The sequence below is a fragment of the Aureimonas sp. Leaf427 genome, from assembly GCF_001425485.1.
Classification (GTDB): Bacteria; Pseudomonadota; Alphaproteobacteria; order Rhizobiales; family Rhizobiaceae; genus Plantimonas.
In genome coordinates this window covers 95,254-117,630 of sequence record NZ_LMQW01000053.1, presented here as the reverse complement: position 1 = coordinate 117,630, position 22,377 = coordinate 95,254, and the positions used below count along the sequence as shown (strand labels likewise).

Genomic DNA, 22,377 nt, shown 5'->3' with positions numbered 1-22,377 from the left:
CAGCCCCGTCAGCTTTCGCCGCTCTCCAGAGCGTCGGTGATCTTCATCAGCGCATGCTCGGCACGGCGCATCCACCACAGCACGTCAGCGCCATCGGCGAATGACGATGCGAAGTAGAGGTCTCCGTCCTTGCCGACGCCGCAAATGACCACCCCTTCGAGCTTATCCGCCGCTTCTGCGAGAACCCGATCCGGGTCCGTGTCGAGCTTCGTGATGCCGGTGAAGGCGACGACGTCAGCCATGCTCGACCAAGTGGGGCGCAGGCGTGCTGAGCGGTACGCTGAACTCGACGCGGCCCGTCTTACGCTGTTGAGCGTAGCACTCGCCTTCGATAATCAAGCGCCCGCGCTCATCACGAGGGGTCACTATGACGTAACCGGCAATATCGTCTGCCTCCACACAGTCAGCGACAGCTTCTCCGTTCAGAAAGACATGGAAGTTCGAAGGGACGCGCATTCCAGCGATCACCAGCGTCATGTCACCTTCGCCTTCCAGTCCTCGTCAAGCGGCTCGAAGATCTCCGGCCCGAGCACGATCTCGCCCTGGTAGGCCTGCACCTTCGTCAGGTCCGCCGGTGCCCCGCCGTAGCTGATCGTGATGTGCGGCTGGTACTCGGGATGATCCCACGACGCGCCCGCCGCGATGATCTCCTCATGTCGCCACTTCAGCGAGCGCGAGGAGATGAGAAGCACGGTCGCCTCGCCGAACTGCTCCATGAGGCGCGGTCCGCCAGCAGCGATCTTGATCTCGCTCTCCCATGTCTCGCCAACGGCCATCCAGTCGACGGGTTGGCGTGAGAAGGCGATGGTGACGTGAAGGTCAGACGCCTCCAGCGTGGAGGTGAAGCCCTGCCGCTTGGCCCAGGCGATGATCTCCGCGCCGTTCTTCACCTTGCGGTGCACGTAGAGCGTGGCGGGCGCCGCATCGTTCGCAGCGGCCCGCATGCGCAGGATGGATGCCGTCTCGGCCGGGTCGACCTCGGGCTCTGCAGCCTTGGCGGAGAAGTCGATCTCGTCGCCTTCCGCCGCAGCCTCGTCGAGCGCCGCCTCGAGCCCCGGATAGGTGCCGTCCTCGACCAGCTGATTGCGCCGAGCCTTGGACATGGCGCTGTCGGGGAAGAGCCCGCCGTTGACGTCGATCTGGAAGGCCTGCGCCTTCTTCAGCCCGACGTCGGCCTTGTCCTTCTCGCTCAGCTGCCAGAGCGGGAGCCAGCGGTAGTGGATCTCCGCCGGCCGGCTGCCGAGCGCGGACCAGATCAGGCATTCGTCGAGGATCGACAGGGCCGGGCCGAGTTCAAGGTTCTGCCCCGCGCTGATCCGATCGTAGTAGTTGATCAGGTCCGATTCCCCGGTGGCGTTCATGCCGGCCGGCGACTGGCCCAGAAGGCGCGTGGCGGGGATGTCGGCCGCGCCTGAAGCGATCTGCAGGAAGCGGTCCAGCACCTCGGGCAGCGTCGCGAAAGACAGCTGCTTGGTCTCCCACTCCTCCTCCTTGTCGAGGATGAGCATGTTGTGGATGCCCTTCGCCATGCCGGCCAGGGTCATGCGGCGGAGGAACCGAGCCTCGTATTCGGGCTGAGACGCGAAGGCCATCAAGTTCGGGATGCGGACCACGTCGAGCTTGGCCTCGTGCGTCATCTCCGCGATGTTGCCGGCTGCCGATTCCGCGTCCTTCAGCGCGCGGCTGACGGTCTCGAGGATGCTGTCGCCCCAGCCTTGGTGCAGGACATGAGCATCGTCAGGAACCGGGTTACCGAGGAACCGGACCACACGCGAGGCGTGGACCTTGACCTGAGTGCCTGTGGCGCCCTGGATCGTGTAGAACCGCGGCTGGCCGAACGTGCGCGACAGCGGATCGCGATCGATCTCGCCCGCTGTGAGATGCTGCGGCGTCATCACCGTCAGGAACTCGATCTTGCCGCGCTGCATTCGCTCCGGCCGAAGCTCCTCGCCCGGCAGCTGCGAACCATCGCTGATCACGATCGCCGCGCCGCCGTAGAGCCGCGCCTTGGTCTTCGCCTCCAGCACCTTCCGCTGCACGTCGAGGCGCTTCTCCTCAGCCTCCAGCTTCTCGATCTGGTCGTCGTCGGCCTGCCATGCGCGCCATGCGCGGCACATGTCCATCGCCGGGATGTCGACGACTTTCCTGGGCAGCCAAGACCCGCGATAGGCCGCATCCAGCTCGCCAGCCTGCATCGGCACGAAGGCATAGACTGTGGACGCGCCCTTTTCCTTCGACCCGCCCATCCCTGTGATGAGATTGGTCAGGCTGTCCAGGAACGGGATGCGCATCGACGGTCCTAGAGGTTGGCGAGGGTGTAGCTGGACCCGAGCGCGAGCTCGTTTAGAGCGTCGGCGAAGGCGTCCACCTGATCGTCGAACTGCGAATTCGGAAACGAGCAGACCTCATCGAGGAAGGCGTCGTTCCAAGGCCCTCGAAGCAGCCTGACGTTCCCTGCCTCGGTCTGTGCTGATGCCGGCTTGGCGCGGAGAGCCTTCTCACCTGTCGGCGGGACAACCTTCACGTCGTAGCCGGCGAGGATCTTGACCTTCGTATGAGCGTCTGACTTGCCGGCGGCGCCAGGATCCTGCGGCATCCGTATGCGGACCATCTGCCCGTCTTGGGTGGCGATGTTCTTCAGGTTGCGTTCGACGTCGGCCGGCGACCAGCGATCCCGCCGGACATCCTCCACGAAGAAGAGCCCATCGACGTAGGCCATGCGCAGCCCCACGGTCCAATCGGGCTGCTTGCCCGGCTTTGGCGTGCTGGCGGCGAAATCCCAAGCCCTGCAGCGCACTGCGCCGGCCGGGACTGCATCAACGATCTCGAAATCGCCGCGCTGGAACATGCCGCCTGCGCGGGGTGCCGGGCGCTGTTGGTACTGGCCGGCATAGGCATAACTGCCCATGTCGCGCTTGAGCTTGGCGACCGCCTCAGGCCCGAACCTGACGGGGTCAAGGAGATCGCCCTCGTGCTTGCGCGGGTCCGTGAACCCGATCTCTGTGGTGCAGACCCGCTCCGGCTCGAACTCCATCGGCAGCATCAGGTGGACGTATTCCATCCCGACTTTGGCGATGACGCCCGACACGTCCTCTTCGTGAAGGCGCTGCATGATGACCACGATGGCCGAGCGCTCTTGATCGTTGAGGCGGTTCTGCGCGCCCTCTCGGAACTTGCGGGTCGTGGCGAGGCGATCGGCTGCCGATTCCGCGGTCTCGGTCGAGTGCGGATCGTCGATCACCAGCCGGTCGCCACGCTGCGACGTCAGGGAACCGAACGGGACGCCTTCTCGCGTGCCGGTCTTCGTGTTCGAGAACGACGTCTCGCCGGTGCGGTTCAGCTCGACCTCGGGCCAAAGCGACCGATACCAGTCCGACAGCATCAGGTCGCGGCACTTGCGCGTGTCGCGCTTCACCGGGCCATCGTTGAAGGAGGTGGTAAGGTAGCGGAGCGAGGAAAGCCCGCGCGGGCCCCATTCCCACGCCTGCCACATCACAGAGACGAGCAGGGATTTCGATGAGCCCGGCGGCACGTTGATCAGAAGCCGGTTGATCCGGCCGTCGGTCACCGCTTCCAGATGCGCGCAGATGGCGTCGATGTGCCAGCCGTGGGTGTATTTCGCTGTGGGCTCCAGCACATGCCAGGCCTCGCGGACGAACCCGGAGAGCGTCTGGCACTTGGCCCGGATACGTTCGGCGTCCTTTGCGACGCGGTCGCGCTCAGCCTGTTGGGTCCGCCTCGCCCTCTCCGCTCGCAGCATCCTCATCATCATCGGCGCCGGCGGCAAGCGGGCCGAAGATATCTTCGAGGGCGGTAAGCTGGTCATCGGAGAGGTTCGTCAGGTCCACGGTCTGGATGGGGCCCCCGCCAGGGCCGGACACCTCACGACGCTCGCTGTAGAGGCCGAGGAGCTTTGCCTTGTTCATGGTCGCGTCGATCGCTGCCTTGGCCTGCCCCTGGAGACGAGCGAAGGCGCGGTCCTCGTCGAGTTGGTCGGCGATGCTCTGGATTGTCACCTTGGCTCGTCCGGCGGCGTCGCGCTGCAGTTCGGACACCCGCTTCCGCACGTTACCATTTGCGACCAGCCGGGAGGCGTGGGACCTGTTTGGGGCATATCCCGCCTTGGCATATGCGTCGACCGCGCTGGAGCCCTTTGCGAGCGCACGAGCGAATGCCTCATGCTTCGCGTTGCTGAGCGCTGGCATCGTCGTCCTTCAGCTTCGGCGGGTTCGCCATCAGATGCCGCCCGACAGCTGGGATGGCTCGCACCATACCCTTGATGCCGTCCTTGGCCTTGGCGTCGGAGAGCATGCGCCGGCGCTCTTCACAGGATCGGCAGGGCGGCATCAGAGGTTTCCGGCGAGATAGGCCCTCGGGTTGTCAGGATCGACCGCCCGGGGCCCTACGGCGCCAATGCCGATCATGATCACCCGGCCGAACCATGCCAGGCATAGCGCGGTCGTCTCGAAGTGAGCTTCACCCGCCTCTTCGTCCGTCATGGCCGGGATGCCGTTTGCATCGCAGGGGCTGATGACGCGGCCGATGAAGGGCAGCAGGTTGCCAGAGAGGCGCATGGTTTTCCGATCAGTGATGAGGGCGAGCAGAGCGGCAGGCGATCAGAAGCCCGCTGTTGCCGCTGCCGATTGGGTGGCCGACATGCCAGCCGCTGCAGTTCCCGCACCGATAGGCGCGCAGGCCGTCACCCTTGCCTTTGCGGATCAGGTTGCGAACCACGCCCCAGGCGCTGCCTTCTGTCTCGTGCCGGACCTTGGAGGTGCAGGACTTCCGCCGGAGCCGCCGCTTGGATGCCATGGGGTATCCCTCCGCGCCGGGCATAGAAAAGCCCGCTCGGATTTCTCCGGCGGGCGAGTAATGGAATGGGGCGGCGGTTAGTGGGCGCGAGGCCGCTCAATGATTTCGACGGCTTCAAGCGCTCCGTCTGGCATGTTGGCGATGGCGTAGAAGGCGCCCTCTTCCGGGCATTCCATCATGTCCTCGTCAGCGAACGCAACGACCTCCAGCCGCTCGCCCTCTGTCGTGAAGTAGGCGCGATCTTCCATCTGCGCATTCCTGCTGCTGCGATCGGTGCCGGGCTTCTGTTCCAAGGCGCCGGCGGCCCGTCAGACATCACGCCGCGAGGGCGAGACCCGAGTGGGGAGAGTTGTCGTTGACAGCTTTCCGTTCGGCCCGATGAGGGTGGAGCCATTCCCGAGCGCGTTCGCCACTTCCCTAGGCCGTCGATCCTGTTTCGCCCCCATCAAGACCACACCGGATTCGCAGCTCTCCCACCTATCTTAGGGAGTGACCTTGATCAGAGGCTTGGGCCTTAAACGGGTGTCCCGCACTGGCCGGTGTGGTCTTGGTGGAGGCGGCGGGCGCTGCCCCCGCGTCCGACCTTGTTCCGCTTTGTCCGGATTACGCTCATCGCCAACGGCCCTATGCGGAGGCCGATCTGCTATCCGTTCGCCACCCGACGACGCCGCATCTCGTTCTGCCCTTCGGCCCACGAGGTATCGCGCATGTCGGGCTGGCTGGTCGGCTTTGCGTCGTCGGCTCGCCAGTGGTTGGCGCGCTCTGTCACACGTTCTGCGACCATATCAATGTCAGTACCCGAGATTGGGAACCTTGGCACTAGCCGAACCCAATCAGGCTCGTGCAACATTTGAGAGTTTTTCGATAAGCCTACAGCAACACTATGGAATGCACTGAAAACGTGTCTGTCTGCGGTGGTTCGATTTAGTCTCTTCTCCCGACAATATGAACGCCAAGACCCCGCAATCCGAGGTGCGGCAAGACACTGAGCCCAGGCTCCAGCTAGCACTCTGTCGTCTTGCTGACGGATCGTCGGAACCCATTGGCTGACAACCTCCTCCGCTCTGGAGACTGCTGCTGAATTTGGCCGGTAGATCACCCTCTGACCATTCCCGCCGTAGCCAACGTCATGCCCGCCCAGAGTTGTTGAGGCATACGTGGGCCAGACTGATCGCATCAGAGATGGACCGGTGTACTCGGGTCCGAGATGAGCGAACGTGTCTGCAGCCTCAACAAAGCGGGCCTTTGCCAAAATGATCAGCGGCGCGAGGATTGCCTCTTCCTCGAAGCTCCATGGCCGCATGGTTGATGGCGGTCGATACAACGACGAATTGCGCTTGTTCCTCTGGTTAAGAGCATGGGTCGCGTCACGCAGATTGGCAATCCGATTATCGCCAGTGTCCTGGTTGATGTGATCGATTTGAGTTGGGAGCGTCCCATGGACGTAAAGCCATGCCAAACGGTGCGCGAAGTGGTTTCGCCCATCAATCTTGATGCGCCGATAGCCTCGATCATCGGTCCAACCGGCAGTCTCGCCGGCTTGATGCCGTCGAATACGGGAAAGCCGCGTGAAGTCTCCGGTGGAAGGATCGTATGAAAAGAGCTGCATGAGCTCAGATTGGGTGATCATTTTCATGCGGCAGCTCCGAGAAGGTCTTGATCAATGCGGGCGTCGAGCGCGCGCTGCAGGTCACGGTAGAGGTAGGCGCGGAGGGTTTGTCGGACCGGCCAAGGGCGGCGCAGGACGGCCTCACGGCGCGCGTCGTTCAGATCGATGGTGTCGAGTGCGGCGAAGACGTCGGACGGCCTCTCCGCCCAGTCTGGACGCTGCAGGAGGATGTCCGACACGGCGCCGATGGTCTCGGACCAAAGCGCGCCCTTGTTCCCCTCGCTGTCGCGGATGAAGCGGAGCACGAGCGCGAGGTGATCGCCGCCGTGATCGTTCAGGATCTCGCGCATGGTGGCCCGGGCGTGGCTCTGGGCACCGCGGCGCCGGCGTGCCACCGGCACCAGGCGAACGCCAATGCCGTCTAGGAACTGGTCTAGATGGCTCTTGGCGTTGGTCATGCGACGGCACGCTCCCGGATCATGGCGACAATCTTGCCAGCGAGGCCTTCCGGCTTGCCGCTCTCGTCAGCGGTGAGCGAGCGCTCCAGCACCGTCGGTGTGACGCCATACTGAAGCGCGAGCGAGATGGTGACGGCCAGATCGCGGACGGCGATGTCCATCATGGTCCCGACCTTGCGGGTGGACATGAAGACCTCGGTGATCCGGGCATCATCGGTGTAGCCGAAGGTGACGGAGATCGGCATGCCGGCGAACACGATCTCTTCGTTCTCGGACGGGCGGCGGTGGGGCAGGACTTCGCGGCTCATGCGAGGCGGCTCCGCTTTGTCTGGACGATGACGGGCTTCTGGCCGGCCCGGGCGAACACCTTCCGGTCCTCGACGCGCTGGCGCTGCTGGCCCGCTTTGAACTCCAGGACCGCTGCCGTTACGCCCTTCGCAAACAGATCGACTTCCTCCACCCGCTCCGAGACAATCGGCGGGCACATGAATTGAAACACCAACTTGGTCGCGGCATCCTTCGCCGCCTCGGATGTCGGGAAGACCTGCGCCTCCTTCGTGCCGGGGATGCGCACGAACTTCCAGCCGCCGCCGGGCATCTTGAACTGGCCCTGATAGCCTCGGGCCCACGGGAAGGATCTGACCTCGGGACGGGATGTGTCGGTCATCAGAACAGCTCCGGCTCGGTCTGGCGTGTGCTGGCGTAGCGGGTGTATCGGCCTTCGAACTTCAGCTCGGACCGGACGCCGCCGGCGCCGTATCGGACTTTGATGGCGCCGATCTCGGCCATGCCCTCGGGATCGCGAGGCGTGTCCTCCCATGAGGATCGGAGCATGAAGCGCCGGCGGATCTCGTCGGCCTGCTTCTGGTCCTTGGCGACGCTCAGTTGCTCGTCGCGCCAGCGCTCGGGCCTGTAGATGTAGAGGATCGCGTCATAGTCCTCGCGCGCCTGCTCTCCGCCGAAGAGGTCCGCTGCGATCGGCCGGGGCACGTACCGATCCGCGCCCTTGCCGTTGCGCTGGTTGAGGAAGAGCACCGCGGCGCCCAACTCCTCGGCCATCGCCTTCCCGGCACCGTTCACTGCGCCGGCGATGCGGCCCTCGTGCGCCTTCGGATCCTCGGGCGTGACCTTGCGGTTGTGGTCGAGGATGATGAGCGGCGAGCCCCAGGGCTCACCATTCGGCTGCCGGCCCTTGCGGATCGTTTTCGTCCAGTTGCGGGCGATGGAGAGGATGCCGCCGATCTTCTGATTGTGGAGCTTGCGGACCTGGATCGGGAGTTCCTGCAGGTCGACGCCGGCCTCGGTGATGAGGTCGATCTCCTTCCGGTTCAGCGTCTCGGACTTGCCGGGATTGTGCCGGAGCATCTGCGAGACCGAGATGCCGGTCTGTTGCGAAATCATCTGCCGAGCGACCTGCTCGAAAGTCTGGTCGTAGGAGAGGAGCAGGACCGGGTTGCCAGCGTCGGCCGCGGCGCGGACGCACTGGAGCATCAGCGACGTCTTGCCTTCCCCTGACGAGCCCAGGAGGCCGTAGAGGTTGCCGACCTGAAACCCGTCCTCCTGGAGAACGTCCGCGATCTCGCCGAGCGGGAACGGGATGACCCGCCCCCCCTTCGTCCGGCCTTCGTTCAGCCGGCGCAGGAATGCGTCCATCACGCCGCTCATGGATTCGCGGGCCTTCATCGCGGGCGAGAGCGCGCGGATGCCGCCGAGATCGTCCTCGAGCCTGGAGATGATATCGGTGATGCCCTTCGCCGGATCGCGCCGGACGAACTCTTCGATGTAGCGGTCGAGCGTCTGGGCAGCGACCCGCGCGGCATAGGCGTCGAGCACCGCCAGGGCATAGTCGCGAGCATGCAGGACGGTGACGGCCTCGGCACAAAGACGCATGAGGTAGCCGCCGAGGTTCGTGTCGCCGATCTCCGCATCGACCGGCAGGAACGGGCGGAGCGTCACCGGATCGGCCTTCCGGCCCGACGTGATGAGCGAGCTCGCCGCGGTGAAGATGTCGCGGTGGATCGCCTCCTCGAAGAACCGGGCCTCGAAGCCGACCTCCAGCACAGGCGCCAGAGCTTCGTTGTTCACGAGGATCGCGCCGAGAAGCGCCTGCTCGGCCTCGATGTTGACCGCGCCGTCGAAGTCGATGGGGGTGAGCGCGTTCATGCTGCGGACTCCGAAAAAAGGGGCCCGAAGTCGGAGCCTACAGATGGAATCGATACCCGCCATTCCGTCTCGATCCGGCGCCGCGCCATTGCCGCGTAGTCGGGGTTCAACTCGATCAGCTCGGCCTTACGGCCATGGCGTAGCGCGACCAGAGCGGTAGTGCCTGCGCCGCCAAACGGGTCGAGAACGGTGCCGCCCTTCGGGCAGCCGGCGAGGATGCACGTCTCCGCAAGCTCCGGCGCCATGGTGGCGAAATGCGCATCAGAGAACGGCTGCGTTGAGATCGACCAGACGGATCGCTTATTGCGATAGCCGCGGCCAACGTCATCAAGGCCCGACTGATCGCTGCTTTCGTAGGAAGCATGGCGAGGAGGAACGCCACGCTTTCTTCCGCCCGCGACTGCCTTCATGGCCCCATTCGCCTTACCAGGGACGCGAGAAGAACCTGCCTGAGATGCGAGACCTACCTGCGCGAGACGACCGACCGAAGCTGGCGCGAGGCCCTCTGCGATTGCGTCAGCATCGTAGAAATAACGAGGCGACTTGGTGAGGAGGAAGACATACTCATGCGCCTTGGTGCAGCGATCGCGTACGCTCTCCGGCATCGGGTTCGGCTTGTGCCAGATGATGTCTTGCCGCAGATACCAGCCGTCATCCTGAAGGGCGATCGCGACGCGCGCCGGAATCATCATGAGGTCTTTCGGCTTCAATCCGGGCGTGCGCTTGAGCGATCCTGTCCCGGACTGCCCTCTTGGGTGAGCGGCAATCTGGCGCGCCGAGATCATCGACCCACCTTCCAAGGTGCCGGGCGTGTCATCTCCTCGAGACTGCGCGCCCCACGATCCCGCATAGCTGTCGCCGATGTTCAGCCAGAGTGATCCATCGGCTTTCAGGACGCGACGCACCTGCCGGAACACCTGGACCAGTGCCGCGACGAACTCAGCAGGCGTAGCTTCCATTCCGATCTGACCAAGCATCCCGTAATCGCGAAGGCCGAAGTAAGGCGGCGAGGTCACGACACAGTCGATCGAACCTTCGGGCATGAGGGCGAGCCGCTCCCGCACATCGCCCAGATGAAGCCGTACCCGGCCGTCGAGGAATGTGGAGATTGTCACTCCGCCGCCTCCGTCTCGGCGATCACCTCGAACGCGGCATGGCCCTTAAGCTCGCACCTCTGGCGCACGATGCGGCCGGCCTCGGCCAGGCGGGTGAAGGACTTGTCGAGCGCGAGGGAGGTGACTTCCATCTTGCCGGCCAACGTCGCCATGTCGAACATCGCCTGCCCATCGCCGCTGGCCGCCGCGCGCTGCATGATGTCGAGCACCTTGGCGTCGAGGGCGGCGTCTGTCGGACGCGGCGCGTCGGCGGGTGCTGGCGGTTTGGCGGCGGCTTGGACTATGGGATCGGCAGGGGCTTCCTTCGCCTTGCGGGCAACCGCGCGCTTCGGAGCGACAGGCGGCTCGACCGCGGCGGGCGGCGTTCCGACGCCGACCTCTTCAGCGACCGGCTCCTCAGCCGGGATGGCCGGTATGGTGCCAGTGGTCGTCTCGGTCGCGCCGATAGCGGCGAGAAGCTCGGGCGACGCGCCGTGCATGATCTTCGCGAACGTAGCCTGCGCCTCGATCAGGTCGTCGATCCCGTCGATGATGATACCGAGATCCCCCTCCTCCGCCTCTGCCTTGGACAGCTGCTCGCGATGGAAGCTCTGGTTCTGGTGCGCGGCCTGCTGCCGACGTTCGGCGCGCTCGCGGATGTCGACGAGGTTCATCATGCGGCTCGCTCCATCTGGTGCTTCATCATCTTGAAGGCGTCGGTCGCGGTGGCGGCGAAGGCCACGCCGCAGGCCTCGGCCATGTCGTCGTTGGTCACGGAGATCTTCAGCGCAGCGCAGCGCTCGCGGGCCGCCTTCTTCCAGGCCTTCCGGTCGAATCCGGGCTTGCGGCCGAAGCCGAGAAACTGCGTGCGCCAGGTGGCGGAGGCGATCAGGACGAAGGGGATGTCCTTGATCCGGGCCGCGGTGCAGAAGGCGCTCACGATCTGGTTGGAGAGGATGAGCGCGTTGGTCCCGCCGCCGGCGCCGGAGACCTCCACCTCCTCGCCCATGAACTTTTCCTTGCGCTTGCCGCCGGGAAGCATGCGGAGCGGCTGCTCGATCGCCACGAAGTCGGGCCGCCGCTTGCGGAGCATGACGACGAGCTCGCGGCCGAGGAACGACGCGCGGTCCTCGAAGCCGTCGCCCTTGGCGCGGAGCACTCCGACCTCCATGGCCGATATGCTGCGGGTGTCGTCGTAATAGGCGAAGCCGGTGGTGGAGGCGGCGTCGAGGCCGAGGATCAGGCTCATGCCGCCACCTCGCCAAACATCTCCGCCTGACGCGCATCGGCCCGGTCCAGCATCCGAAGGACCGTCTCGCCGCGGTGCTGGCGATCCCAGACGAACCACGCGTTGAGCATGGGCGGGGCACCCTGCCCGGTGAAGTCGATCTTCCAGCGCATCAGATAGACGCGGGCTGCCGGATGCTTCGCCCAGAAGGGCCCGAGTCCACCGGCGCCTGGGAAGCCCCAGTTCATCAGGAGCGCCATGTACTCGACGCCGAGGTTGTCGAGCGCATGCGTCAGCCAGCGAGCCTTGCCGTTGCCCCAGCCGCATTCGGCGAAGGGCGGGTTCGTGAGGATCGCAGGCGATGGCGCTGCCGGGAAGTCGTAGAAGGACCGGATGTCAGCACCGCAGCCGCGGTCAATCAGGTCCGATGCGCGGACGGTCAGCCCGACCGATTCCATCTCGCGCACCATGGCGCCGTCGCCAGCCGCCGGCTCCCAGACCGTATGGAAGTCCCTCAGCCGCCTTAGTTCGGCCGAGAGGATGGCGCGGGTCGGCTCGGGCGGAGTCGGGTAGAAGTCGTCCTTCTCACGTTCCAGCGCATCGGCCATGACGATGTCGCCAGCAAGGTCACGGACGGCAACGGGCTTGGACTTCTTGCCGGTGGCGCGGAACAGCCCGCGAGCAGACCCAGCCATCAGTCCTGCTCCTCGTCGAGATCGCCGCCGCCGTCATGGCCGGGGCCTTTGATCAGCTCGGCCGCCGCCTCGGCTTCCTTCTGCTTGATGCCGGCGAAGAGGGCGCCCTGCCCGTCATGCCATCCGCGAGCATATTCGTGGCCTTCCTCGGATGCCTCGCTGAAAGGGTTGTTCAGCGTGTCGCCACGAAGACCCGCCTCTTCGCCATCGCGATAGGCTCGCTCCACGAGCGGCATGCGATCGGTGAGAAGATCGAGCTGCGTGTTGATCGGGATGCCAGCGAAGCTCATGGCCTGCCGCTCGGCTTCCTGGCGGGCCTGGAGCGCTGCCTTGCCCTCGGGCGTCTGGGCTTTCTCGTAGGCCTTGATGCTGTCGAGGCCGAACTCCCCGAGGTCCACCTTGATCACCTTGCCGACGCGCTTCATCTCCGCGTTGGCGGCCTTCTGCGCAGCCTGGGCAGCGAGATACTTCTGCCGGCCGATGAAGAAGAGAACCTTGAGGTCCTTCAAGGCGATGTCGTTGTGCCCGATGCCGGCCGGGCCGGTTTCGGCGGATGCGGTGTTCTTCGCGGCGCGGGCCATCAGGCTCTCCGTTCTTGGCTGGTGGATGATGGAAGAAGGCCGAGCATTCGACCGGCCTCGGCTGCCGGGATGCCTTTGCTCTCGCGAAGGAATCGGTATTTCGCCGCGGTCTCCGCGTCCGGCAGGTCGAAGCCACCACGGCGCTTACGGAAGGATGCCTGAGCAGCTGCCGCGATCTGCGCCTGGACCTCGGGCCGCTCGCAGGCCTTCCGCCGGCGGGAGACGCGCTCGGCCCGGATGACGGGATCGGCCCACGTCGCTTTCATGTGCCGCGAGCGCTTGGCGACCACGGCCTTCGGCTGCTTCTTTCCGATGAGCCGCTCGGACTGGAGCTTGCGGCGCTCTTCGACGGAGATCAGCTTGTGCCGGGTGACGGCGCGCGAGATGGCTTCCCGCGTGGTTCCGAGATAGGCGGCGATCTCGGCATAGGTGAAGCCCATGCGGGAGCGCTTCACGACCTCGGCCTTGGCCTCGTCGGTCCAGGTGAAGTGAGGCATCAGCCTTCCCTCCGCTGGACGCGGGAGCCGAGCGCCATCGCCTCTTTCGTGGCGGCCTCGTCAATCGCGCGGTTATGGAGATGGCGGGCCAGCCCGCGAACGATGTGCTCTGCATAGGGGCCGACGGGGCGGAACGGGGAAGCCGCTACAGCCTCCCCGCCCCTCGTCGGCATGCTCTCATTGGCGGGGAAGCAAGTCCGTAGCCCGTCCGGGCCCGCCGCACATGAAAGCTGTTCCGATGCGCCGAACTGGCACCGGTCGAAAGTCCCGGACGGACTGTCTGTGAGGGAGCGGCCGCTCATCGGCCCGCCCCGGATTCCGCGATCACCCGCTCCTTGAGCCGGCGGAGGAGAAGCTCCTCCTTCTCGATCTCGTCGACGATGCAGCGGCCCTCGGCCGGGCTGATCTTGCCGTCGGCCAGCGCATCACCGATCTGCCCGAGCACGGCGCTGTCCTGCTTCGACAGGATGCCCATCTTGGCGCACCACGGCATGTCGGACGCGGTGTCGGGCCGCTCGCGCCGAACGATGTCGTAGCCCTGCGCATCGGCGAAGGCGGCCAGGATGACGGGCTGCCCAGCCTCAAGGTCGAGATCGAGCACGACGTCGATCGGCGCGTGGTTCAATTCGTGATCCGGGTTGGCGCTGGCATAGCGCGAAAGCGAGGCGCCGTTGACGCGCGTGGCGTGCTGGACGCTCTCCCCGCCGCCGGCCAGCGTCAGAGCGCGCCGGACCGCCGCCTTGATCGCCAAGCGCATCGCACCCGTGGATTTTCTGAGATCGGACATCTTCTGACCTGTCGGTGAAAGAGTGCGCTGCGGGATTTCAGTGAGCTATTGCCGGCCCTGCGACATGTTCGCTGCATGGAACCCAGCGGCGACGACATGGACGGACTGACGATGGTGGAGGCGGTGGCAGCCTTGCTCGGCGCCATGGGCGTGAGCAGCGTGGATCTGGCCTACGTCGCGGCCCGTAAGCACGGCACGGAGAGAAACTGGCACAGGGTCGAAACCCTCAGGCGCTTGGATGCTTTGCGCCGCTGCGCTGTCGCGGAGGAAGGGGCCGAGAAGGCAGCATGCGGCAAGCGAGATGCCGATCCAGATGGCGACACAGGCAAGAACGATGTCATGCTGCGGCCTCGCTGGCGGGAGCGGCGTGATGGGTGAGCTTTTCGGCCTTGCGGAGCGCCCTGTCGGACACCCATCCGGTCTGCCGGCCGCAGCCGTCGCAGATCATCCGGCCGACGTGGCGGGCCGGCTCAATGACCGGCGCCGCGTCGATGTGGCCGCGCGCTCCGCTGCACCAGCGGCAAGGCTTGAAGACGCCCTTGGCAGCTTGAAGGGGAACGGCGGCCACGAGAGTCATGCGGCGCGATCGACGGCGCGGAAATACTGCTCGACGTCCGCGACCATCGCATCCGCCACCGTCCGATCGCCGAGGGCGACCATGCCCTCCTTCAGATGCTCCGTCAGAGCTTCCGTCCGCTCGGCCTGGGCGTTCGACTTGCCGATGCGCAGATCGATGCAGCATTGGATTTCCAGCGCCGTCGCAGAGGCCTTGCTGATGTACACGTTTCGGCCGGTCTTCCGGGCCACGACGATCAGATCGCCGAGCGACTTGTGCAGGGTCTCGATCGGATTGGCGCCGACGGACAGCTTGGCCGAGGCCATCGCGTTCATCTGCTCGGAGACGTACCGACGCGCGCCCTTCGGGTTCAGGAGGTCGATCTGCGACCGGCAGAGCGTCGCGCCCTTGTCCTGGAACTGGCGAATGAGGGTTCCGAGGATGTCGACGCCAGCGCTGATGCTGAGCTGCCGGCCGCCGATGCCGAGGATGTTGCGGCGGCGCTTGCCTTCCGGCGAGACATCACCGCAGGCGATGATCTCTCTTCGGAAAGCCTCTCGAAATTCCTTCGTCTCAACGACGCGGTTTGCCATCAAACTGGTCCTTTATGGATTTGAAGAGGGAGAAGGCGGTCTCGATCATCGCCTTGTTTTCAGCGATGATTTGCTCTGGCTTGCCTTGGGTCATGCCGCGGAACACCGACCGCGGGTCTGCCTTCACGGCCACGATCTGCCGGCAGACACCGACAACCACGCGGGCTCGCTTTTCGGGATTGGCTGTCTCATTGAATTCGGCGTCGACATGCTCGTCGTGCTCAGCGTCGATCTCGGCTGCCAGGGCTTCGGTCAGCGATCGGGGAGTGAACGAGACGACGTTGCCGGTGTCGTGGTCGATGATCGGCGCCGTGACGGGCCCGGCCTTGAGCCGCGCATTCTCGGAACGGAGCTTCGCGATCTGCTCGTCGAGCTGCGCCTGCTTGGCGAGGTAGCCGTCTTCGATCTTCCTAGCCGCGACGGCTACGGCCTCGGCGATCTTGATATCGAAGTCGGACTGCAGCTCGCCGGCCTTCGCAGTCGCCTTCTCGGCATCAAGATCGGCGGAGAACTTCGCGGCCTCAGAGGCTGCATGCTGCCGCTTCAGTTCGGCGACATCGGCGGAGCGAACCACCTCGCCGGCCTCAATCATCCGCTCCACTTCCTCGCGGACCTCGATCGGAGTCTTGGGAGCGGCGAGTTCGTAGAGAGCAGATGCGTCCAAATTCAACAACATGTTGGATTTGCTGGCGAAGACCTTCGTCACCTGCATGAATCGTCTAGCCGTCTGGTCACTCATGCCGAACTCGGCAGATATCCACGGCAGGAACGAACCGTGTGGCAGCCGCTCTTTCATCCGGGTCAGATCGCGGCCGATCTCAACCACGTCTTCGGCCGTCCTGCGCAGACGAAGGTTGATCCGCTCCGCTGCCTGCCGTGCTTCCGTCGCAACGTCGACTGCGACGCTCTCATAGGAGAAGGCGACCTGCTCGCCCCGGTCGATGACGCGGAGCGTGCTCATGCCGCCACCGATGCGTTCGCACGCTGCCGGGCGAGCCACTCGAACGTGACGCCGGTGATCTGACGTGCGGAACACACCTCAATCACTCGGGACCAGTGCTCGGGCGCGATGCTCTCGCGCCTCCGCATCTGCCGTGCGGCCTCGTATCCACATCCAACCTCAGTCGCGAAGACTGCGATCGTCGGGAAAGTGTCGATAATGGCGGAGATCGATGCGGGTTCGTCGCTCATTCCCAATTCGTACATTCAGTACGAATTAAGCGCAAGCGGAAATCGTACACCCTGCACGAAGGAAATCGTTCAGAACGTACGCATGGAAGAGCCTAGAGAACGCCTCAAGCAAGCCCGCCTCGCGAAAGGCTATGAAACGCGGTCGGAAGCGTCGCGGGCAACCAAGTTGAATCTGCATTCGTGGAATAGCCACGAGAACGGGAACCGGGAAATCAGCCTGAAGGCCGCCTTGAAGTATGGTTCCGCCTTGGACGTAGACCCTGCTTGGATCATCTATGGCGCCAACCATGAATCGGCGACCATGAAAGAAGCTATCGACAAGGTCCTTCTTGACCTTGGCACGACCACACCGTCTGCAGACGACGACTACGATCCTGACCTCGGAGAGGCTACGCCAGGTTATCCTGTGATACAGATACCTGTTGTCTCGTGGGTAAGCGCCGGCGGCTTGAAAAAGAGGGACGGCGTTATTCTTGATGAGGTCGAACGTTATTTGCCGATCGCCGACCTGCCGCGAGGAGACTGGCTGGCATTGAAGGTCGAAGGCGATTCCATGAACCGCATCGCGCCTGACGGGTCTATCATCATCGTAAACCGCGCCGACGATTCGCTGATCAACGATCGATACTACGTCTTCGCGCTAGATGGTGGCGAGACGACCTTCAAGCGGTTCCGCCGAACTCCGCGTCCGATGCTGCAACCGTTTTCAACCAACCTCGATCACATGTCGCTTCCGGTAGATGAGGATGACGTCTACGTGGTCGGTCGCGTGAGGCGTGTGATCACTGACCTCTGATAGGTCTGCTTCAGTGTTCTGACGTCTGGTGTGGGAGGGTTCGAGCCAAAGACTCCCCTAACCCACGGAAGCCGAAGCTTTCGCAGGCTGGGGAGCCTTGGCTGTCCTGACGACCGGAGCCGGGATGGGACATACGCCAGGAGGCCTCGTCGGCTTCTCCGCCCTCATTTCTCCAGCGGCGCTGTAGGGTGATCTAACTCCCACGCCATCGACGCAGTGCTGGTAGTGGGATTGCACCACTCGTCGCCGATGCACCCTCTATACGATCGTACAAAACGTGCGGTCAACGGAAATCGTACAAAACGTACTTGACCGGCAATCGTACATACCGTACGAATGGCTCCATCGAACGACGGCGAACACGCCAACCGATGGAGCAGACAGATGGCCGAGACCCACGAATTCCCGACGCTTGAGGTCGCGACTGCGATGACCGGCATCGCCCTGTGCTCGACCTCCATCAGCCGCATGCACGAGATCGCGACTGTCTTGGCCGGTCACGACGTCTGGACGCACGAACTCGGCCACCGCGAGACGATGGATGCGATCGGCGCTCACGCCCGCATCGGGCTCCCCGACATGCCGACCCGCCATGAGGCCGAGGCCAACTGGAAGGCTGCAGCCGAGAAGGCGACCTCCGCTTATGGCGACACGGTCACCGTGACACGCGGCACGATGCAGCGTTCGGCAGACCCGGTGTCGACGCTCGCCGGCATGATGAACAAGCCTGCCGCCTGATCCACCCCATCGCGGGTTCGGATCACCGGCTCGGGAGACACACCATGCGCCAACCCACCCTGACCGTTGCCGAAGCCGCCAAGCGCTTTCCCCTCGGCGCCAAGGTCAAGTTCTTCCCCGTCTCCGGCGAGCAGCATGCCCAGGAAGCCGAAGTCGTCTCCCGTCCTTGGGAGATCGGACGTGGCGCGATGGTCGTGAAGATCACCGGCCGCTCGGCACCCGTCCTCGTCGAACACCTCATCGCAGCCTGAACCCTTTCACCGCGCACCCGCCGGGAGCTTTGCCATGCACATCCTCAAGCCGTTAGCCGAACTCCTCGCCCTTGGGGCCTTCATGGCCTGCTTCATGGGCTCGGCTCTCATCCTCTCCGACACGGCGCGCCCTTCGTTGCCCCTCATCGCTTCGATGGGGAGCCGCTGAGATGGGGATGCTGTCCAGCCTCATGATCCACGGCGTGACTGCGGTCGAGCTGACTTCCGCCATGCCGGACAACGGCAACAGCCGGACGCTCACGATCTCCACCGCGGACGGCGAACTGAGCATCACCCTTTTCGGTTCGACCGATGCGCTGGAGGGGCTGCCTCGCGCTGCGCGGTTCCGCGTCCTCTATGCTGAACCGGAAGTCCACGCCCTGGCAGAGGCGGCCGAGTGATGGGCCGCTCTCCCTACGGCTGGAACGACGGCCCTGGATATCTCGGGTTCGCCGATGCCGCGGCCTACCACGACCACAAGCGCCGCCAGGATCGCGACGACGTCTATCGCGAGGAACTGGAGCGTCAGGACGCAGAACGCGCCCGTGCGGCTCGGGAGGCGGCCGAGTAATGGCGCCCGCGATCCCCTTCCGCGTTCACTACGCCGCCGGCGGTGACGACCAGATCAAGGTCGTCCAGGCCGACACGCCCGAGGCCGCTCGCGACTGCATCCGCATCGCCTGCCTGCCGGACCCTGTGATCTTCCACAAGGTGAAGGTGGATCGGTCGGAGCGTCGGGCATGAGCGGCCGCATCCTCCAGGCGCAGAAGCTCGCCACCTCGTTCGATCCGTTCGAGGACGATCGCCCGGCGCGCCCTGCCCGCGCCAAGCCTCTGCCCGCCGATCTCATCGAGCGCGGCGCCATCGCGATCTACGGCACGATCATCCGCGCCAAAGACGACGACGAGGCCGCGATGAAGTGGGCCGAGAAGGCCAAGGAAAGCAACCGCCAGGAACGTCGCGCCGAGGCTGAGGCCTGCCTGCGCGCGGCGGGGAGGCTCTGACGATGGCCCGCGTCCAGTCAGTCCGCTTCGTCGCTTACACCTCGCCCGAGGCGCCCGAGCACCTCCGCTGGTACGGCGAAATCCTGCTTCAGCCGGCGTCCACCGCTGGCAACCCGAACCCGCGCGAGCAGGCCTTCAACATGCGGTTTTGGTCGAAGTCCAAGGCCCATGCGCTCGCCCGCGCCGAAGCTTGGTGGACCGAGCGCCAGGCAGAGATCGCCGCCGCCAAGGTCGCATCCGCAGAGCGCGCCGAGCGCCGCAGAAAGGTCGCAGCATGATCACCGAACGCACATGGGATGGCACGCAGATCACCGAGCCCGGCATCTATGCGGGCGTCCCGATCGAGACCTATCACGGCGACGTCGACCTGTTCGATGCGCCGTCGCTCTCCAAGAGCGCGATGAAGTGGCTCCTACCCTCGCATGGCGGCAGCCCGAAGGCCTTCTGGGGACGCTGGAAGCACAACCCGGATCACATCGCAGTCGAGACCACGAAGGCGCTCAGCTTCGGCAAGGCGACGCACGCCCTTCTCCTCGGCGACGAGGACTTCGACGCGGCCTATGCCGTCCACCCGGCGGTCTACCCGAACGAGAAGCCGAAGAAGGGCGAGGGCGACACCAAGCCTTGGAACTGGAACGCCGGCTTCTGCCAGGACTGGCGCGACCAGCAAGGCGGCAAGACGATCATCTCGCCGGACCAGCGCGCCATGATCGGCCGCATCCGCGACGACGCCGCGCGCTATCCGCTGATCCGCGACGCGCGAATCCTCGACGGCGCCATTGAGCGCACGATGGCCTTCAAGGACCCGGAGACCGGCATCTGGATCAAGGTCCGGCCCGACGTCATCCCGAGCGGCGATGGCATCTATGCCGACCTGAAGACCACGGCGGACTTCAGCGAGGACTTCCTCGAGAAGCAGGCCTTCGACGCCTGCTACTACCTGCAGGGTGCCATGATCCGCATGGTGTGTCGCGCACTCGATCTGCCGTTCACGACCTTCGCCCTCGTCTACGTGCTGAAGGACGAAGTGCCGGACACCGCGCATGTCGAAATGTCCGAGCACGAGCTCGACCGCGGCGAACGCGAAATCCGCTGGGCTCTGAAGACGATCCGCAAGTGCCTCGACGCTGGCGAGTGGCCCGGCGCGCGTCCGTTCGCCGCTGGCGAGCGCCACCTGCAGCTCAAGCCCTGGGCGAAGCAGAAGATCGACGACTTCCTCGAGATGGAGAAGGCCGCATGAGCGCGCTCGCCACGACCGATCAAGGGCGCGAGCTCTCTCCGCGCGATCGGTTTCGCAACGAGTTGGACCGCATGGGCGAGCAGTTCGCCGCGGCCCTGCCGTCGCACATCAAGCCGGAGAAGTTTCAGCGCGTCGTGATGACGGCGGTCCTCTCTGATCCGAACATCCTCAGCGCCGATCGCAAGAGCCTGATGGAATCGGCCATTCGCGCGGCGCAGGACGGTCTTCTGCCGGACAAGCGCGAAGGCGCCTTTGTCGTCTTCAAGGGCAAGGTCCAGTGGATGCCGATGATCGGCGGCGTGATTAAGCGCATCCACCAGTCCGGCGAAGTCGCGATGATCACGGCCAAGGTCGTGTTCGGCGGCGACAGCTTCCGGTCCTGGATCGACGACGAGGGCGAGCATCTTGCCTATGAGCAGGCCGAGCTCCCCGACTACGGCCACATCCGGCAGGTCTTCGCGATGGCGAAGATGAAGGATGGCTCGATCTACGTCGAGACGCTGACGCCGCGCGACATCGAGAAGATCCGCTCCGTCTCCCGGTCGCGCGACAGCGGCCCGTGGGCGACATGGTGGGAGGAGATGGCGAAGAAGTCGGCCATCCGACGGCTGTCCAAGCGCCTCCCGCTCTCGACCGATCTTCACGACCTGATCGCCCGGGACGACGCGATGTATGACCTGTCGCGCGCGCCGGATGCACGGCCCTCGCTGCAGGATCGGCTCACCGCCGGCAGGCAGGCGAGCCTCACCGATGCACGGGAAGGCTTCAATCGTGATCAGGCGACGGTGGAGACCGTCGAGGAACCCGACAACGAAACTCTGGACGAAGACGAGATCGAGGACGCCGAAGAGGAGGCCGCTGAAGGCACGGAAGCGGACGAAGGCTTCCCGGGAGACACGGCGGCGGAAGAGCAGCCCGACGAGAGCACTCAGCCTGCGCCGGCTGCCGTCGCCAACCTCCTCGCCGAGGCGGCCTCCAAACTCCTGGAGATCGCCACCAACGATCTGGACGGCAAGGCACGTCAGGACGCCATCGCTACCGCATCGGCCTTCTGGAAGAAGGAGATCCCCGAGGATCACCATCCGGCGCTGAAGAAGATCGTCACCCGGTCCAACGACGTCATCCTCGGCAAGTCCAACCTCGCCGCCGCGGTCGCGCTGATCGCCGCTGAGATCGGAGTGAAGGAGGCGGATGTTCGCCCGGCGGCGCGCCGATGAGCCGGACCGAGTTCGGAATCGTCATTCGCCGAGAAGCCTTCAAGCGAGCCGGCAAGAAGTGCGAAGCCGTCGGCGCCGACTATGGCCTGGAGCCCGGCGCCCGCTGCAACGGCGATCTCTCCGCAGGCTTCGACTTCGACCACATCATCGCAGACAGCATCGGCGGCGAGGCCACGCTCGAGAACTGCGCCTGCGTCTGCAAGCGATGCCACGCGATCAAGACCCGCACCGTCGACACGCCGCGCGCCGCCAAGACCAAGCGCCAAGCCGAGCGCGCCGGCGGCCCGCGCAAGCCCTCCTCCTTCCGCAAACCCGCGCCCGGCACCCGCTACGAGCAGGGTCCGTTCGGTCTGCGCGCCATCAAGGACGATGTCCGATGACCACCCCATCACAGATCGACGTTTCAACGCTGCGTGAGGGCGATGTCGTTACAGTGCGCGGCAAGATCATCGAAATGGGCAAGGCTGGGCCGCTCGTATCGATCGATACCCTCAACCCTGATCCGAGCGGCGCCTTCCATCACTCGCGCCTCGACATCGTCTCCGTCGAGCCCCACCCGCTGAAGGTCGGGGACCGAGTGCTTCGTGGAACGAGTGAAGTCAACATCCGCGCCATAGCGGGCGAGTGGGCTTGGACGACTTGGCCGAACAGCGAAAGCGGTGCCGTAAGCCGCCTCTCCGACCTCGTGAGGGCCTGACCATGCACCCCATCACAGACACACCTAGCACCACCCGCGCCCCGATCTCGGAAGCGCTGGGGTTCGCGAATGCAATCAAGCTCGGGACCGTGTTTTGGCTGATCGTGGCCGGCGGCGCGTGGGCGGTGTTCGGATGAGCGTCCGCGACTTTTCTCCCGCCAAGGCGAGCG

Annotated in this window: 38 protein-coding genes and 1 other RNA gene; 13 read left to right on the top strand and 26 right to left on the bottom strand. The window is 64.9% G+C overall.

Going from position 1 to position 22,377, the window contains the following annotated elements; genetic code table 11:
• Window positions 1-8: 8 nt before the first annotated feature.
• The 22 genes from ASG62_RS24565 to ASG62_RS24475 form a co-directional block, all read right to left on the bottom strand.
• On the bottom strand, window positions 9-242 hold the full coding sequence (locus tag ASG62_RS24565; protein ID WP_056697505.1) for a hypothetical protein: 234 nt from the start codon (window positions 240-242) through the stop codon (window positions 9-11).
• The gene (locus tag ASG62_RS24560) at window positions 235-477 is read right to left on the bottom strand and encodes a hypothetical protein (protein WP_056697508.1); all 243 of its coding nucleotides are present in this window, start codon (window positions 475-477) and stop codon (window positions 235-237) included. Before ASG62_RS24560 ends, ASG62_RS24565 begins: the two co-directional genes overlap by 8 nt.
• Window positions 474-2,291, bottom strand: a complete 1,818-nt coding sequence (locus tag ASG62_RS24555; RefSeq protein ID WP_056697510.1) for an anti-CBASS protein Acb1 family protein — start codon at window positions 2,289-2,291, stop codon at window positions 474-476. Before ASG62_RS24555 ends, ASG62_RS24560 begins: the two co-directional genes overlap by 4 nt.
• 8 nt (window positions 2,292-2,299) lie before the next feature.
• Window positions 2,300-3,769, bottom strand: coding sequence for a phage terminase large subunit (terL, locus tag ASG62_RS24550; RefSeq protein ID WP_056697512.1), 1,470 nt, complete (start codon window positions 3,767-3,769; stop codon window positions 2,300-2,302).
• Window positions 3,720-4,205 carry a terminase small subunit gene (locus ASG62_RS24545; protein ID WP_082537399.1) on the bottom strand — a complete coding sequence of 162 codons (486 nt, stop codon included), beginning with the start codon at window positions 4,203-4,205 and terminating at the stop codon, window positions 3,720-3,722. The genes terL and ASG62_RS24545 overlap by 50 nt, the downstream gene beginning before the upstream one ends.
• On the bottom strand, window positions 4,177-4,311 hold the full coding sequence (locus ASG62_RS27905; protein WP_274532638.1) for a hypothetical protein: 135 nt from the start codon (window positions 4,309-4,311) through the stop codon (window positions 4,177-4,179). Before ASG62_RS27905 ends, ASG62_RS24545 begins: the two co-directional genes overlap by 29 nt.
• Before the next feature lie 35 nt (window positions 4,312-4,346).
• Window positions 4,347-4,574 carry a hypothetical protein gene (locus tag ASG62_RS24540; RefSeq protein WP_056697516.1) on the bottom strand — a complete coding sequence of 76 codons (228 nt, stop codon included), beginning with the start codon at window positions 4,572-4,574 and terminating at the stop codon, window positions 4,347-4,349.
• A 10-nt stretch (window positions 4,575-4,584) separates the two neighbouring features.
• Window positions 4,585-4,812, bottom strand: coding sequence for a hypothetical protein (locus ASG62_RS24535; protein ID WP_056697519.1), 228 nt, complete (start codon window positions 4,810-4,812; stop codon window positions 4,585-4,587).
• A 77-nt stretch (window positions 4,813-4,889) separates the two neighbouring features.
• Window positions 4,890-5,105, bottom strand: a complete 216-nt coding sequence (locus ASG62_RS26880; protein ID WP_156382353.1) for a hypothetical protein — start codon at window positions 5,103-5,105, stop codon at window positions 4,890-4,892.
• Between the two features lie 52 nt (window positions 5,106-5,157).
• Window positions 5,158-5,435: a transfer-messenger RNA gene (ssrA, locus tag ASG62_RS26055) on the bottom strand.
• Between the two features lie 20 nt (window positions 5,436-5,455).
• Entirely contained in the window at window positions 5,456-6,448 is a 993-nt protein-coding gene (locus tag ASG62_RS26050; protein WP_082537400.1) for an HNH endonuclease signature motif containing protein, read from the bottom strand.
• Window positions 6,445-6,879, bottom strand: coding sequence for a hypothetical protein (locus tag ASG62_RS24530; RefSeq protein ID WP_056697521.1), 435 nt, complete (start codon window positions 6,877-6,879; stop codon window positions 6,445-6,447). The genes ASG62_RS26050 and ASG62_RS24530 overlap by 4 nt, the downstream gene beginning before the upstream one ends.
• Entirely contained in the window at window positions 6,876-7,187 is a 312-nt protein-coding gene (locus ASG62_RS24525) for a hypothetical protein (protein ID WP_056697523.1), read from the bottom strand. Before ASG62_RS24525 ends, ASG62_RS24530 begins: the two co-directional genes overlap by 4 nt.
• Entirely contained in the window at window positions 7,184-7,546 is a 363-nt protein-coding gene (locus tag ASG62_RS24520; RefSeq protein WP_056697525.1) for a hypothetical protein, read from the bottom strand. Before ASG62_RS24520 ends, ASG62_RS24525 begins: the two co-directional genes overlap by 4 nt.
• Window positions 7,546-9,042 carry a replicative DNA helicase gene (locus ASG62_RS24515; RefSeq protein ID WP_056697526.1) on the bottom strand — a complete coding sequence of 499 codons (1,497 nt, stop codon included), beginning with the start codon at window positions 9,040-9,042 and terminating at the stop codon, window positions 7,546-7,548. The genes ASG62_RS24520 and ASG62_RS24515 overlap by 1 nt, the downstream gene beginning before the upstream one ends.
• Window positions 9,039-10,085: a site-specific DNA-methyltransferase gene (locus tag ASG62_RS24510; RefSeq protein ID WP_082537411.1), complete on the bottom strand. Its 1,047-nt coding sequence runs from the start codon at window positions 10,083-10,085 to the stop codon at window positions 9,039-9,041. Before ASG62_RS24510 ends, ASG62_RS24515 begins: the two co-directional genes overlap by 4 nt.
• 68 nt (window positions 10,086-10,153) lie before the next feature.
• Window positions 10,154-10,813, bottom strand: a complete 660-nt coding sequence (locus ASG62_RS24505; protein WP_056697530.1) for a hypothetical protein — start codon at window positions 10,811-10,813, stop codon at window positions 10,154-10,156.
• Window positions 10,810-11,385, bottom strand: a complete 576-nt coding sequence (locus ASG62_RS24500; protein WP_056697532.1) for a hypothetical protein — start codon at window positions 11,383-11,385, stop codon at window positions 10,810-10,812. Before ASG62_RS24500 ends, ASG62_RS24505 begins: the two co-directional genes overlap by 4 nt.
• A complete protein-coding gene (locus ASG62_RS24495) occupies window positions 11,382-12,059 on the bottom strand; it encodes a hypothetical protein (protein WP_056697534.1) in 678 nt (225 codons plus the stop codon). The genes ASG62_RS24500 and ASG62_RS24495 overlap by 4 nt, the downstream gene beginning before the upstream one ends.
• A complete protein-coding gene (locus ASG62_RS24490; RefSeq protein ID WP_056697537.1) occupies window positions 12,059-12,640 on the bottom strand; it encodes a hypothetical protein in 582 nt (193 codons plus the stop codon). Before ASG62_RS24490 ends, ASG62_RS24495 begins: the two co-directional genes overlap by 1 nt.
• Complete coding sequence (locus ASG62_RS24485; protein WP_056697539.1) at window positions 12,640-13,137, bottom strand: hypothetical protein; 498 nt, start codon at window positions 13,135-13,137, stop codon at window positions 12,640-12,642. The genes ASG62_RS24490 and ASG62_RS24485 overlap by 1 nt, the downstream gene beginning before the upstream one ends.
• 298 nt (window positions 13,138-13,435) lie before the next feature.
• Window positions 13,436-13,924: a hypothetical protein gene (locus ASG62_RS24475; RefSeq protein WP_056697543.1), complete on the bottom strand. Its 489-nt coding sequence runs from the start codon at window positions 13,922-13,924 to the stop codon at window positions 13,436-13,438.
• A 75-nt stretch (window positions 13,925-13,999) separates the two neighbouring features.
• On the opposite strand from ASG62_RS24475, the gene ASG62_RS24470 reads away from it, so the two are divergent.
• Complete coding sequence (locus tag ASG62_RS24470) at window positions 14,000-14,302, top strand: hypothetical protein (RefSeq protein ID WP_056697545.1); 303 nt, start codon at window positions 14,000-14,002, stop codon at window positions 14,300-14,302.
• Here the strand turns inward: ASG62_RS24470 and ASG62_RS24465 are convergent.
• Genes ASG62_RS24465 through ASG62_RS24450 form a run of 4 tightly spaced genes read right to left on the bottom strand, consistent with a single transcriptional unit; the run spans window position 14,262 to window position 16,264 of the window.
• On the bottom strand, window positions 14,262-14,501 hold the full coding sequence (locus tag ASG62_RS24465; protein ID WP_057180622.1) for a hypothetical protein: 240 nt from the start codon (window positions 14,499-14,501) through the stop codon (window positions 14,262-14,264). The two genes, ASG62_RS24470 and ASG62_RS24465, sit on opposite strands and share 41 nt — an antisense overlap.
• Complete coding sequence (locus tag ASG62_RS24460; RefSeq protein WP_056697547.1) at window positions 14,498-15,073, bottom strand: hypothetical protein; 576 nt, start codon at window positions 15,071-15,073, stop codon at window positions 14,498-14,500. Before ASG62_RS24460 ends, ASG62_RS24465 begins: the two co-directional genes overlap by 4 nt.
• A complete protein-coding gene (locus ASG62_RS24455; RefSeq protein WP_056697551.1) occupies window positions 15,054-16,034 on the bottom strand; it encodes a DUF3102 domain-containing protein in 981 nt (326 codons plus the stop codon). Before ASG62_RS24455 ends, ASG62_RS24460 begins: the two co-directional genes overlap by 20 nt.
• Window positions 16,031-16,264, bottom strand: coding sequence for a hypothetical protein (locus ASG62_RS24450; protein ID WP_056697553.1), 234 nt, complete (start codon window positions 16,262-16,264; stop codon window positions 16,031-16,033). The genes ASG62_RS24455 and ASG62_RS24450 overlap by 4 nt, the downstream gene beginning before the upstream one ends.
• Here ASG62_RS24450 and ASG62_RS24445 point away from each other — a divergent pair.
• The 12 genes from ASG62_RS24445 (at window position 16,233) to ASG62_RS24400 (ending at window position 22,207) form a co-directional block, all read left to right on the top strand.
• Complete coding sequence (locus ASG62_RS24445; RefSeq protein ID WP_082537402.1) at window positions 16,233-17,060, top strand: helix-turn-helix transcriptional regulator; 828 nt, start codon at window positions 16,233-16,235, stop codon at window positions 17,058-17,060. The genes ASG62_RS24450 and ASG62_RS24445 overlap by 32 nt on opposite strands.
• 384 nt (window positions 17,061-17,444) lie before the next feature.
• On the top strand, window positions 17,445-17,798 hold the full coding sequence (locus ASG62_RS24440; protein WP_056697559.1) for a hypothetical protein: 354 nt from the start codon (window positions 17,445-17,447) through the stop codon (window positions 17,796-17,798).
• 44 nt (window positions 17,799-17,842) lie between these two features.
• Window positions 17,843-18,049, top strand: coding sequence for a hypothetical protein (locus ASG62_RS24435; RefSeq protein ID WP_056697561.1), 207 nt, complete (start codon window positions 17,843-17,845; stop codon window positions 18,047-18,049).
• A 170-nt stretch (window positions 18,050-18,219) separates the two neighbouring features.
• Window positions 18,220-18,450 (top strand): hypothetical protein, encoded by a 231-nt coding sequence (locus ASG62_RS24430; RefSeq protein WP_056697563.1) that lies wholly within the window; start codon window positions 18,220-18,222, stop codon window positions 18,448-18,450.
• Window positions 18,450-18,620 (top strand): hypothetical protein, encoded by a 171-nt coding sequence (locus ASG62_RS26875; protein WP_156382351.1) that lies wholly within the window; start codon window positions 18,450-18,452, stop codon window positions 18,618-18,620. Before ASG62_RS24430 ends, ASG62_RS26875 begins: the two co-directional genes overlap by 1 nt.
• Window positions 18,620-18,793, top strand: a complete 174-nt coding sequence (locus tag ASG62_RS26870) for a hypothetical protein (protein WP_156382350.1) — start codon at window positions 18,620-18,622, stop codon at window positions 18,791-18,793. The genes ASG62_RS26875 and ASG62_RS26870 overlap by 1 nt, the downstream gene beginning before the upstream one ends.
• Entirely contained in the window at window positions 18,790-19,053 is a 264-nt protein-coding gene (locus tag ASG62_RS24425; RefSeq protein WP_056697566.1) for a hypothetical protein, read from the top strand. Before ASG62_RS26870 ends, ASG62_RS24425 begins: the two co-directional genes overlap by 4 nt.
• Window positions 19,054-19,055: 2 nt before the next feature.
• A complete protein-coding gene (locus tag ASG62_RS24420; RefSeq protein WP_056697568.1) occupies window positions 19,056-19,331 on the top strand; it encodes a hypothetical protein in 276 nt (91 codons plus the stop codon).
• Window positions 19,328-20,293: a PD-(D/E)XK nuclease-like domain-containing protein gene (locus ASG62_RS24415; protein ID WP_056697571.1), complete on the top strand. Its 966-nt coding sequence runs from the start codon at window positions 19,328-19,330 to the stop codon at window positions 20,291-20,293. Before ASG62_RS24420 ends, ASG62_RS24415 begins: the two co-directional genes overlap by 4 nt.
• Complete coding sequence (locus ASG62_RS24410) at window positions 20,290-21,510, top strand: recombinase RecT (RefSeq protein WP_056697573.1); 1,221 nt, start codon at window positions 20,290-20,292, stop codon at window positions 21,508-21,510. The genes ASG62_RS24415 and ASG62_RS24410 overlap by 4 nt, the downstream gene beginning before the upstream one ends.
• Entirely contained in the window at window positions 21,507-21,890 is a 384-nt protein-coding gene (locus ASG62_RS24405) for an HNH endonuclease (RefSeq protein ID WP_056697574.1), read from the top strand. Before ASG62_RS24410 ends, ASG62_RS24405 begins: the two co-directional genes overlap by 4 nt.
• Entirely contained in the window at window positions 21,887-22,207 is a 321-nt protein-coding gene (locus tag ASG62_RS24400) for a hypothetical protein (protein WP_056697579.1), read from the top strand. The genes ASG62_RS24405 and ASG62_RS24400 overlap by 4 nt, the downstream gene beginning before the upstream one ends.
• Window positions 22,208-22,377: the final 170 nt, after the last annotated feature.